5 protein-coding genes are annotated in these 12749 nt (G+C 72.2%); 2 read left to right on the top strand and 3 right to left on the bottom strand.

The window, feature by feature from the left end; all coding sequences use genetic code 11:
* A partial coding sequence (locus AB0M52_RS20645; protein ID WP_363955935.1) for an SDR family NAD(P)-dependent oxidoreductase occupies window positions 1–5068 on the bottom strand: 5068 nt, incomplete at its 3' end.
* 85 nt (window positions 5069–5153) lie between these two features.
* Here AB0M52_RS20645 and AB0M52_RS20640 point away from each other — a divergent pair.
* Together AB0M52_RS20640 and AB0M52_RS20635 are read left to right on the top strand one after the other, a co-directional pair.
* Entirely contained in the window at window positions 5154–6794 is a 1641-nt protein-coding gene (locus AB0M52_RS20640; protein ID WP_363955932.1) for a fatty acyl-AMP ligase, read from the top strand.
* A gap of 25 nt (window positions 6795–6819) precedes the next feature.
* A complete protein-coding gene (locus tag AB0M52_RS20635; protein ID WP_363955929.1) occupies window positions 6820–9234 on the top strand; it encodes a hypothetical protein in 2415 nt (804 codons plus the stop codon).
* A 50-nt stretch (window positions 9235–9284) separates the two neighbouring features.
* Here AB0M52_RS20635 and AB0M52_RS20630 read toward each other — a convergent pair whose 3' ends face one another.
* Together AB0M52_RS20630 and AB0M52_RS20625 are read right to left on the bottom strand one after the other, a co-directional pair.
* Window positions 9285–11411 carry an MMPL family transporter gene (locus AB0M52_RS20630; RefSeq protein WP_363955926.1) on the bottom strand — a complete coding sequence of 709 codons (2127 nt, stop codon included), beginning with the start codon at window positions 11409–11411 and terminating at the stop codon, window positions 9285–9287.
* Between the two features lie 170 nt (window positions 11412–11581).
* Window positions 11582–12749 (bottom strand): class I adenylate-forming enzyme family protein (locus tag AB0M52_RS20625; RefSeq protein WP_363955923.1); only part of this gene is annotated, 1168 nt, incomplete at its 5' end.

Below are 12749 nucleotides of genomic sequence, written 5' to 3'. Positions count from 1 at the left end.
GCAGCGAGTCGTGCCGCTCACCGCCGGGCCGCAACGCGGCGACGACGCGGTAGGTGTCGTCGTACTCCTTGACCAGGTCGTCCACCTGCGCGTCGACCCGGCGGTCCTGCCCACGCAGCAGGGTCAGGTCCAGCTCGGCGAGGACCGGCCGCGGCGCGTTCGCCGCCAGCGCCCGGTCCAGCAGGGCCAGACCGGCCTGCGCGGACAGCTGCGCGACACCGGCGCGGCGCATCCGGCGCAGCCCGGCGACGCCCACCTGGTCAGCCATCCCCTCGGACAGTTCCCACAGCCCCCAGGCCAGCGACTGCGCCGGCAGGCCCTGCGTGCGCCGCCGGGCGGCCAGCGCGTCGAGGTAGGCGTTGGCGGCCGCGTAGCCGGCCTGGCCCGGCGAGCCGAACAGGCCGGCGGCGGAGGAGAAGAGCACGAACCCGGCGAGGTCGAGGCCACGGGTCTGCTCATGCAGGTGCCACGCGCCGCTGGCCTTTGGGCGCAGCACGGCCGCGAGCCGCTCCGGAGTCTGCGCGGCCACCACACCGTCGTCGAGTACGCCCGCAAGGTGCAGCACGGCGGTGAGCGGATGCTCCGCCGCAACGCCGGCGAGCAGCGCGGCGACCGCCGCCGGATCCGCGACGTCGCAGGCGACGACGCGGACCGAGGCGGCGCCCAGCGCGTCCAGCTCGGCGCAGAGGTCGGCGGCTCCCGGGGCATCGGGTCCGCGCCGGGAGGCCAGGAGCAGATGTCGGGCCCGCCCGCGCGCCAGCAGATGCCGGGCGACAAGCCGGCCGAGCGCGCCGGTGGCACCGGTGATCAGCACAGTGCCATCCGGGTTCCAGGCCGCGGCCGGGGTGGCAGGGGTGCCACCCTCCCGCAGGCGGGGCACCAGCACGTCGCCGCCCGCGAGCGCAACCTGCGGCTCGTCGCTGGCGGCGGCCGCGGCGAGCACCGCCGGCGGGACGGCCGCGTCGCCGACCACGTCGATCAGCGTCAGCCGGCCCGGATACTCCGACTGCACCGTGCGGAGCAGCCCGCACGCTGCCGCGTGGCCGAGGTCGGCCGGCGGTTCCCCCGTGGCCCCCCGGGTCACCACCGCCAGCCGGGCGGCGGCGAACCGCTGATCGGCCAGCCACCGCTGCGCCAGCTCGAGGGCGGCGGCGACCGCCCCGGCCGGCTCGTCGCCGCCCGGGGGCAGCGCGGCGAAGACCACATCGGGCACGGCGGCGTCCGCCGGCAGTTCGTCGAGCCACCTGATCGAGGCGTCGCCCGCCGCCGGTACCCCGGCTTCTCCCGCGCCGGCCGGCACCCAGCACAGTTCGTGGACTCCGGACGCCGGCCGGCCGGCCAGTTGGGCGGGGTCGACAGGCCGCAGGGCGAGCTGGCGGATCGAGGCGACCGGCACGCCGCTCGAGTCGGCGAGCATCACCTCGATCCCGCCGGCGGTGCGGGTCAACCGGGCGCGAACAGCGGCGGCACCCCGGGTGTGCACCTGTAGCCCAGTCCAGGAAAAGGGCAGCGCCAACTCGTCGCCGGCATCGGCGCGCAACCCGAGGGCGTGCAGCGCCGCGTCGAGCAGGGCCGGGTGCAGCAGGAAACGGTCGGCCGTGCCGGCCGCCTCGGGCGGCAGTGTGACCTCGGCGAAGGTCTCGACACCGCGCTGCCAGGCACGGCCAAGACCCTGGAAGACCGGTCCATAGTCGTAGCCGGCCGCGCACAGGTCGGCGTAGCAGTCGGTGGTGGGCAACTCCCCGGCACCAGGCGGCGGCCAGATCCGCAGCCGGGTGGCATCGCTGTCGCGGATCGGGGCGACGGTGCCGGTGGCGTACCGGGTCCAGGTGCCGTCGGCCGGGCGGGCGTGAACGGCCAGCTGACGGGTGCCGTCGGCGTCGGGCTCGGCGACGACGACCCGGGTCTGCATCGCGCCGACGTCGGGCAGCGTCAGCGGCTCGTGCAGCAACAACTCCGCGACCTCGGGACAGCCGGCCCGGTCACCGGCGGCGGCCGCCAACTCGGCGAGCAGGGCGCCGGGTACGACGACCACGCCGCGGATCCGGTGGTCGGCGAGCCACGGCTGGGCGAGCAGCGACAGCTCCCCGGAGAACAGCAGCCCGGGGCGCCCGGCGGCGGCCGGCAGATCGACAGGCTCGCCGAGCATCGGCCGGGTCGGCGGGGTGAGCCAGTACCGTTGCCGCTGGAACGGATAGGTGGGCAGCTCGGCGCGCGGTCCCGGGCCGACGACGGCGGCCCAGTCGACGGTGACGCCGAGCACGAACAGCCGGGCCAGCGCCTGCGTGAACGACTCCGGCTCCGCGCGACCGGCGCGCAGCAGCGGTACGGCGACCGGTCCGGTCGCGGTGTCCGGAGCCGGTGCGCCGCCGGCCGAGTCCAGCACCATCGCCGACAGCGTGCCACCGGGCCCGACCTCCAGGAACCGGGTCACGCCCTGGGCGGCGAGCCAACGCACACTCTGGGCGAAGCGCACCGGCTGCCGGACGTGCCGGGTCCAGTGCTCGGCGGTGAACTCGTCCACCGGCCGGGCGATCTCGTTGCCGACGACGGGCAGTTGCGGTGGACCGTAGTCGATGCTGGCGGCCAGCTCGCCGTACTCGGCCAGCATCGGCTCCATGAGCGGAGAGTGGAACGCGTGGCTGACCCGCAGCCGTGTTGTCGCGCGGCCCTGCCCGGCGAACACCTCGACGATCCGGTCGACCTCGGACACCGGCCCGGCGACGACGACGGCGCAAGGCCCGTTGATCGCGGCGATTCCGGTCCGGCCCGCCGGGTCGGCGAGCAGCGGCTCGACCTCTTTCGGGGCGGCCTGGATAGCGGCCATCGCCCCGTTGGCCGGCAGCGCCTGCATCAGCCGGGCCCGGCCGGCGACGAGCCGGGCCGCGTCGGCGAGCGAGACGACGCCCGCCACGTGGGCGGCGGCCAGCTCACCGATCGAATGGCCGAGCACGTAGTCCGGGCGTACCCCGCCGCGCTGCAACCGGCGGTAGAGGGCGACCTCGACGGCAAAGAGCGCGGGCTGGGTGTAGCCGGTTTGGTCGAGCAGGGCCGGCTCGTCGTCGATGACCGTCCGCAGCGGACGGTCGAGGTACGGGCCGAAGGCGGCGCAGACCTCGGCCAGGTCGGCGGCGAACTCCGGGTCGGCGGCGGCGAGTTCGCGACCCATGCCCGGCCGCTGTGCGCCCTGACCGGGGAAGACAACGGCGAGCTTGCCCTCGGCGGCGGTGCCGGCGACGACCGCTGGGTGGGCCCGGCCGGCCGACAGGTCGGTGAGGCCGGCGGAATCGAGTACGACGGCCCGGTGCGCGAACGCGGTGCGGGTGGCGGCCGCCACGGCCACCTCGTGCAGCGGCTGCTCGGGCCGGTGACGCAGGTGGCCGTCGAGCTGGCGGGCCACCTCGCGCAGCGCCGCCGCAGTGCGTGCCGAGAGCACCAGCGGCGCCGGGCCGGGCCGCGCCGGGGCGGGGGAGGGCACCGGCGGCGCCTCCTCGACGATGACGTGCGCGTTGGTGCCGCTGATCCCGAACGCCGACACGGCGGCGCGTCGCGGTACGGCCCCGGCCGGCCAGGGCTGGGCGTCGGTGAGCAGCCGTACCGGGCCGGCGGACCAGTCCACGAACGGGGTCGGCTCGTCCACGTGCAGGGTGCGGGGCAGCCGGTCGTGCCGCAGCGCGAGCACCATCTTGATGACTCCGGCGACCCCGGCGGCGGCCTGGGTGTGTCCGATGTTCGACTTGACCGAGCCGAGCCACAGCGGCCGTCGCCGGCCCGGGCCGTACGCGTCGATCAGGGCCCGGGCCTCGATCGGGTCGCCGAGCCGGGTCCCGGTGCCGTGTGCCTCGACGACGTCCACATCGGCCGGTTGCAGTCCGGCGTCGGCCAGCGCGTCGGCGATCAGCCGCTGCTGGGACGGCCCGTTCGGCGCGGTGAGTCCGTTCGACGCCCCGTCGGAGTTCACCGCGCTGCCGCGCAGGATGGCCAGCACCGGCCGGCCGTGCCGGCGGGCGTCGGAGAGCCGCTCCAGGACGAGCACGCCGGCCCCCTCGGACCAGCCGGTCCCGTCGGCCGCCGCCGCGAACGGCTTGCACCGGCCGTCCGGAGCGAGCCCACGTTGGCGGCTGAACTCGGTGAAGACCAGCGGCGTGCCGATCACGCTCACCCCGCCGGCCAGAGCGATCGTGCACTCGCCCGCGAGCAGTGAGCGGGCGGCCAAGTGGAGCGCGACCAGCGACGACGAGCAGGCGGTGTCGATCGACAGTGAGGGGCCCTCCAGGCCCAGCGTGTACGACACCCGGCCGGAGACGATGCTCGACGCGTTGCCGGTCAGCAGGAAGCCGCCGACGTCGGGCGGGATGGCGCCGAGCCGGGGCGCGTAGTCGGCACCGATGACGCCGGTGAAGACTCCGGTGCGGCTGCCGCGCAGCCGGTGCGGGTCGATCCCGGCCCGCTCCAGTGCCTCCCAGGTGGTCTCCAGCATCAGTCGCTGTTGCGGGTCGGTGGCCAGCGCCTCGCGTGGGGAGAGCCCGAAGAATCCGGCGTCGAAGTCACCGGCGCCGTAAAGGAAGCCGCCGTGCCGGGTGTAGGTGGTGCCGGGATGCTCCGGGTCCGGGTCGAACACGCCCGGATCCCAGCCGCGGTCGATCGGGAACGCGCCGATCCCGTCGTGCCCCTCGACGAGATTTGCCCAGAACTCATCGGGAGCGGACACGCCGCCAGGAAAGCGGCACGCCATGCCCACGATCGCGATCGGGTCGGCCGACGGGTCGGGACCGGCGGGAGAGCCAGCAGCGGTACCGGTCTGCGTCGAGCCGGTGGCGGGCGGATCCGTCCGCGCGGCCAGATATCCGGCCAGGGCAGCCGGATTGGGATAGTCGAAGGCCAGCGTGCCCGGCAACTCCAGGCCGCTGGCGTCGGCGAGGCGTTCGGCGAGTTCCAACGCGCTCAGCGAGTCGAAACCGAGTTCGGCGAACGCGCCATCGGGAGGCACCTCATCGCGGGCGCGGCCGAGCACCGCCGCCGTCTCGGCGCGGACGACGTCCAACCATTGCTGCGTCTCGCGGTCCACGACTGCCACCTTCCGGGGAGATCGTTACCGTTGGTTTCCGGCATGTTACTGCCTAGGCTGTCGTCATGATTGCGAATGGGTCGCCGTGAGCCGCTTCGTCGAGTCGATAGTGGACGCCGCCGCGCAGTCGCGGCGGGGCATGGTCACCGGGGCGCCAACGACACCCTCGCGGCGCACCTGGGGGCAGGTGCACACCGCTGCGCGCCGCACCGCGGCCGCGCTCGTCGAAAGTGGACTATCGGGCCGGCAGGCGATCGCCATCCTCGCCGGCGAGCCGGTGGACGTCGCCCGAGTCGTGCAGGCCACCTGGCTGGCCGGTGGCAGCGTCACCATGTTGCACCAGCCGACGCCGCGGACGGACCTCGCCGTCTGGGTCGAGGACACGGTGCGCGTACTGCGCATGATCGACGCGCGGCTGGTGCTCCTCGGTGCGCCCTTCGAGGCGATGGCCGCCATCCTGCAGGAGCGGGGGATCGCCTACCGGATGATCTCCGACCTGGACAGCGACCGAGAGTTCGAGATCGTACCGGCCGCCGAGAGCGACATCGCGCTGCTGCAACTGACCAGTGGCTCGACCGCCGAGCCGAAGGCGGTCCAGATCAGCCACGGCAACCTGCATGCCAACGTCTCCGACACGATCGCGCACATCGAGTGCGACGACAACGACGTGATGGTCACCTGGCTGCCGCTCTTCCACGACATGGGCATGGTCGGCTGCCTGGTGGTGCCGATGGTCTCCGGCTTCGAACTGGTCAGCATCACTCCGCCGGAGTTCCTGCGCCGCCCGCTCCTCTGGGCCGAACTGATCACCGAGTACGGCGGCACGATCACCGCCGCGCCCAACTTCGCGTACGCGATCCTGGCTCGCCAGCTCGCCCGGACCGAGGCCGGATCCCTGGACCTGTCCCGGATGCGAATCGCGTTCAACGGCGCCGAGCCGATCGACCCCGCCTCGGTGCAAGCCCTGACCACCGCGGGCGCACGATTCGGACTGCGCCCGACGGTGACCAACTGCTGCTACGGCGCGGCCGAGAGCGCCCTGGTCATCTCGCTCTCACCGCTCGGCGACCCGATGGTTCTCGACACCGTCGACGCACTGGAACTGGAGAAGAACCGGCGGGCGGTGCCGGTCGGCGGCGGACACGTCGGCGCCGTACGCCGGCTGCCGTTGCTCGGTCGCGCTTTCCCCACCGTCACCGTGCGGGTGGTCGACGAGTCCGGCGCCGAACTCGGCGACCGGGAGGTCGGCCGGCTGCAACTGCGCGGCGAGTCAGTCACCACCGGCTATCTCACCGAGCAGGGGCCGGTCGCCGCCCGCGACGAGGACGACTGGCTCGACATCGGCGACGAGGGCTACCGCGTCGACGGCCAACTCGTCGTCTGCGGCCGCGCCAAGGAAGTCATCATCATGGCCGGCCGCAACATCTACCCGACCGACATCGAGCGGGCGGCCGCCGCTGTCGACGGCGTGCGCGACGGCAACGTCGCGGCGGTCCGGATGCTGGCCGGCGACGGCGTGGACCGGGAATCGTTCGCGGTGGTGGTCGAGTCGCGCCTGGCCGGTGACGCCGAGGCCGAGCGGAGCCTGCGCGACGCCATCACCAATCGGATCGTCGCCGAGATCGACGCCCGGCCGGCCACCGTCGTGGTGCTGCCTCCCGGCTCACTGCCGAAGACCCCGTCCGGCAAGCTGCGCCGCACAGCGGCCCGCAGCCTCGTTCCCTGACCCACCCAGCCGAGGGAGAACTTCGATGCGTTCACTCGATCAGGCCCGAACCCTGTGCGAGTCGTACCTGCCGGGCCTGATCGACGGGCTGACCGAGTTGCCGTTCGACCGGCGCGAGGCGCCAGGCGGTGCCACCCTGCCGGTCTTCCGCAGCGCGGGCGGACCCGGTCTGGTGATCCCCAAGGACTACGGCGGGCTGGGCGCCAGCCCGCTGGACGCCGTCCGCGTCAACCGGGTGATCGGCTCGCTCGCGCCGTCGCTCGCGGTTGCCACCACCATGCACCACTTCTCGGTGGCGACGCTGTTCACCTTCGCCGAAAGCATCAAGAACTCCGGTATGGAGTGGGCGCTGCTCGAGGCGATCACCAGCCGCAACCTGCTGGTCTCCTCCGGGTTCGCCGAGGGGCGCCCGGCGCAGGGCATCCTCGCACCCACCATGACCGCCACCCCGGTCCAGGGCGGCTACCGGATCAACGGCTCCAAGAAGCCGTGCAGCCTGAGCCACTCGATGGACCTGCTCACCGCCAGCGTCGCGGTGCCGGCCACCGACGGCGGGCAGCAGACGGCGTTCCTGTTGATGCCGGCGACGCTGCGCGGAATCACCCGGCACCCGTTCTGGGGCAGCAGCGTGCTAGCCGGCGCGGAGAGCGACGAGGTCCGGCTGACCGACGTCTTCATCGAGGAAGAACTGGTCATCCCGACCGAGAACGGTCCGGACGGGATGCTCGACGATCTGCAGACCGTCGGATTCATCTGGTTCGAACTGCTGATCACCGCCGCCTACCTCGGCATGGCCAGCACCCTCGTCGAACGCGCGCTGACCGCCGGGCGCGGCGAGGCCAGCGACCGGGCCGCGCTCGCCACCAGGCTGGAGACCGCGACCCAACTGATCGAGGGAGCGGCCCGCGCGCTGATGGCGGGCGAGACGGACAGCGACGCACTGGCCCGGGTACTGATGGGCCGTTACGGCGCCCAGGACGCGCTCACCGACGCCGCCCACCGGGCCGTCGAACTGCTCGGCGGGATGTCCTTCATCGGCTCCCCGGACGTGGCGTACCTGATCGCGGCCTGCCAGTGTGTCGCGTTTCATCCGCCGTCGCGCGGGAGCGTCGCGGCGTCGCTGGTCGACTACGCGGCAGGGTCGGGCCCGTTCATCATGTCCGACACGCGGCCGACCGCCCCGACCGCGACCGCCACGCCGCCGACCACCCAGGCACGGTCTGCGCCCGTCCCCGACGAGCCGGTGCGGGCCGAGCCGGCACCCGACGAGTCAACCCCGGTCGGGCCGGCGGCGACCGAGACCGGACCGGCAGCCGAGGCGGCACGACCCGCCCCCGAGGCCGAGAACCCGGTCGGCGCCCCGACGCCTGTCGTCAGTCCTGCCCGGGACACCGTGCCCGCGCCTCGGCAGACCGCGCGGCGGACAGTCGTGTCCTACGACCCACTGCCCGTCGTGCCACGCCCGGCCGGGCGGACCTCAACGGCGACCGCGGGCGACGCCGCCGACTGGGACCAGGCCATGTCGCTCTTCGACGGGGCCGAGGGGGTTCGCCTCACCCCGGCCGACTGCGACCTACGCTACTGGTTCGCCAACGTGCCGCAGCGCACCCTGCGCGGCAACATCGTCGGCTACGGCCCCGAACTGGTCACGCCGGACTTCCTCCGCGAGCCAGGGCCGCTGCGCGAGGCGCTGGTTCAGGAGGTCGCGTTCCGCGCGCTGGCCGAGGAGCGGGCCGCCCGAGCGATCGGCTACCTGGTGGCGTGCGCGCCGGACTCCGCCACAGTCGAGTTCTACGCGACCCAACTTCTGGACGAGACCCGGCACGCCATGATTTTCCGCAACCACCTGTGCAACCTCGGCGTGGACCCGAGCGACGTGGATGCGGTCATCGCCCGGGAGACCGCAACGGACCGGGCGACGATCCTCGACCCCCTGGAGGAACTGGGCATCCCCATAGTCCGGGACCGGCGGGACTTCCTCGGTGGCGTGGTCCTGCTGACGATCCTGATCGAGGGGTTCCTCGCCCCGTCGTTCGAGCTGAGCGAGCGCAAGTGGCGGCCGATCGATCCGCGGATGGCGGACATGGAGAAAGGCGCCGGGATCGACGAGGTACGCCACCTCGCGGTCGGCACCTCGATCATCCGCGACCACATCCAGCAGCACCCGGACGAGCGTGACCGGCTCGTGGAGATCATCCGCGAAGGCATGCGGCTGTGGGAGCGGTTGCCGGTGGGCGACCAGCTGACCCGGTGGGAGAGCTGGTTCCAGGAGGGCATCGCCGCGCACCACGACCTGATCGGCGACTACGAGGCATGGGATGGCCGCCGGCTGATCGACACGACGGCGCAGGAGCGGATCCAGAAGGCCCTCGAGGTGACCAGCACCGTGCACTCGACCCGGCTCACCGACATGGGGCTCGGCCGGGCACTCATCTTCTGAGCCCGGACACAGGCCGCCGAAGCGGTCCCGGAACCGGCTTCGGCGGCCCCTCAACCGTTCTCGCGGATGCCCCACCGGCGGTAGAACGGGCGCAGCGGTCCCGGTAGCCACCAGTTGAGATCGCCGAGCAGCCGCATGGTCGCCGGCATCAGCAGCGCCCGGACGATCGTGGCGTCGACGATGACCGCGATCGCCAACCCCACTCCAATGATCTTCACGACCAGCACGCTGGACGTCGCGAACGACGCGATGACCACCACGAGCAGCAGGGCGGCGCTGGTAATGATCCGGCCCGAGCGCTGCAGTCCGATCGCCACCGCCTCGGTGTTGTCGCCGGTCAGGTCGTACTGCTCGCGGATCCGGGACAGCAGGAACACCTCGTAGTCCATGGAGAGCCCGAACGCCACCGCGAAGATCAGGATCGGTTGTACGACGTCGATGTTGCCGGTGGAGGTGAACCGGAACAGCTCGGCGAGGTGACCGTCCTGGAAGATCCAGACCACCGCGCCGAACGCCGCGGTCAGGCTGAGGATGTTCATCAGGATCGCCTTGACCGGCAGGACCAGTGAGCCGAAAGAGAAGAACAGCAGCACGAAGGTGCTGACAATGACCAGCAGCGCCATCCAGGGCAGCCGCTCGGCGAGCATGTCCATCAGGTCGGCGAAGCCGGCGGCCTCGCCGCCGACCAACACCGCGCCACCCGGGGGTGGCTCGACCGCGCGGACCGCGTCGACCAGCTCCCGCCCCTCGGCGGAAATCGGCTCAACATCGGACCGGATGGTGACCCGAGCCGTATCACCGTCGGCACCGGTCACCTCGGCCCGCCCGACGCCGGGCACGGCGGTCACCCGCTCCAGGTAGCCGGCGACCTGCCCCTGTCCGGCCGGCTCGCCAACGGGCACGGCCAGCGTGACGATCGCGTCGATCGGGCGGGTGACGCTGTCCGGGAAAGACTCCTCAAGCGCGACCTGGACCTGCCGGCTCTCGGCACCGGTCGGCAGCACGCGGGTGTCCAGCCAGCCATACGAGATCCGCAGGAACGGCAGGCCGAGCAGCACCAGGAGGGTGACGACCGTCGTGGCCACCAGGATCGGCCGGCGCATCACCGTCCGGGCGATCCTGGCCCAGGCACCCGCATCGGGGTCGGGCGCGGCGGTCGTACGGCGACGGCGTTCCCGCAGCCGCGGGCCGAGCATGGCGAGCATGGCGGCCATCGCGGTCAGCGCGAAGAAGCCAGCGAGCAGCACCGCCGCCACCCCACCGATGGCGATGGAGCGCAGAAAGACCTGGGGGAAAACGGCGAGGCTCGCCAGGGCGAGGGCAACCGTGACCGCGGAGACCACGATGGTCCGCCCGGCGGTGACCATGGTGCGGCGCAGGGCCTGCGGGACCGGCTGCCCCGCGCCGAGTTCCTCCCGGAACCGGCTGACCATGAACAGGCTGTAGTCGACGGCGAGGCCGAGGCCGAGCAGCGTGACCACGTTGACGGCGAAGATCGAGACATCGGTGAACTGGGCCAGCAAGCGCAGACCGGCCAGCGATCCGACGATCGCGAGCACCCCGACGAGCACGGGCAGCAGCGCGGCCAGCAGGCTGCGGAAAATCAGGACGAGCAGCAGGAACAGCACCGGGACGGCCAGCGCCTCGGCGCGGATCAGGTCGGTGCGGCTCTGCGTGTTGACGTCGTCGAAGACGGCGAGCGGCCCGCCGACCGAGACGTCGAGGTCGGGACTGGTCAACTGCTCCTTGATGGCCAGAAAGTTGGTCAACCGGTCGTTCTCGGTCTCGCCGGCGACCTGCACCGCCGCGATCATCGACCGCCGGTCGGTGCCGACCAGGGCGCTCTCGCCGGTCCGCCAGTAGTCCGCCACCCCCTCGATCCGGTCCGCCGGAAGCCGGTCGAGGACGTCGCGAACCGCAGCGCGGTACGCCGGGTCCGTGACGCTCCAGCGGTCACTGCGGAAGAGCACCACCACGTCTGCGTCGTTGCGGCCGAGCCGATCCCGTTCGACGTCGGCGGCCCGCGAACTCTCGCTGGCGGCGTAGGTGAAGCCACCACCGGCCAGGTCGTCGAACGCGTTCGCTCCCCAGGCACCGGCGGCGACCAGGAAGACGGCCGAGGCGCCGATCACCCACCAGCGCGCCTGGTGTGCGAGCCGCCCGAGCAGATCCAACATAGATGTTCCCTTCGCTCGACCGGGTACGGTCGCCGGAGCGCTGTGGCACCGGCCAAACGGACCGGTGCCACAGCGATGTCGCGATTTTCGGCGGTGCATGGAGCGACCGGCAGTAGGACGGTGGAGGCGAGGCGCGCCGCAGCCCCGCCAGTCCTATTGCCGGTCGCTTTTTAGGTCCAGCGGCCGATGCCGATCGCCTGGGAGCCGGAGAACAGCCGCTCCCGCAACGCCACCCGGCGGATCTTCCACGTTCCGGTGCGCGGGAACTCGTCCCACCGGATCTGGATCGGCTCGGCCATCGGGCTGAGGTCCGCGACCGCCCGTGTCCAGTCCTCCTTGGATAGCGGCACATCGTCGAGGGTGCTGACCACCGGCACCGGCAGTTCGCCGGCGCGGGGCAGGACGACGACCTCGGTCGTGTAGTCGATCCGGTCCAGGATCAGGTCCTCGAACTCGATCGCGCTGCCGCCGGGAATCCGGTCGATCTCCCGATCCACGATCCGCACGGCGCCCCACTTGTTGATGATCCCGAGGTCGCCGGTGTTCCACCAGGAGCCGTTGACCTTCAGGTCGTGCCGGTCCTGCTCGCCGACGTAGGCGAGGCACCGGCCCGGCTGGTCGATCTCGATCAGGCCGACCTCGCCACGCGGCACCTCCTTGCCGGTCACCGGGTCGATCGCCCGCATCTTGGCGTGGAACGGCATCGGCCAACCGATCAACTGGGTCGGCGGGGGCCGGTGACCCTTGCGCTTGACTACGAAGCGGAAGAACGGCCGGATCGCCAGTGCGCCGTTCTCGGTCTGGCTCCACGACTGGACCCAGATCGGGAACTTGCGCTTGGTCGCGGCCATGAAGGTCCGGATGGTCCGGGTGTGGATGGCGTCGAACGAGTTGACGTACTCCCGGACGTTGCTGAACAGGCCGGCGGGATCCCGGGCCAGCGGCTCCCAGGCAAGGTAGATGTTCGGCAACGCCTCGACCAGGGTTGGCCGGTGTTCCGCGATCAGTTCCCTGACCCGCGGTGAAAGCGGATCGGACAGGAAGATCACCTTGGGTCCGATCGCCGCCATCGCAAGCTGCATCGTCGCCAGCCGCTCATGCGTGTACGGGTCGCAGAACGCCACCGTGTCGCTGCGCTTGAGCGCGAACCCCGGCCACCGCTCGACCTCGAGGATCGCCAGCGAATAGATAGACTCGGCGGAATGCATGACCAGCTTCGGAATGCCGGTGGTGCCGGAGGTGTGTGTGATGACCATCGGCTCGGAGAACTCGCGCATGTTCGGCTGGACCGGGGGCGCGTCCTTGAAGTCGTCGAGCTGCACGACGTCCGGCCGATCG

It is taken from the genome of Micromonospora sp. NPDC051296 (genome assembly GCF_040682255.1).
Taxonomy (GTDB): domain Bacteria; phylum Actinomycetota; class Actinomycetes; order Mycobacteriales; family Micromonosporaceae; genus Micromonospora; species Micromonospora craterilacus.
This window is presented reverse-complemented; position numbering and strand designations above follow the sequence as displayed.

Coding starts and splice junctions, on each gene's coding strand:
- AB0M52_RS20635 (WP_363955929.1), top strand. CDS start 6,820: ATGCGTTCACTCGATCAGGCCCGAACCCTGTGCGAGTCGTACCTGCCG.
- AB0M52_RS20630 (WP_363955926.1), bottom strand. CDS start 11,411: ATGTTGGATCTGCTCGGGCGGCTCGCACACCAGGCGCGCTGGTGGGTG.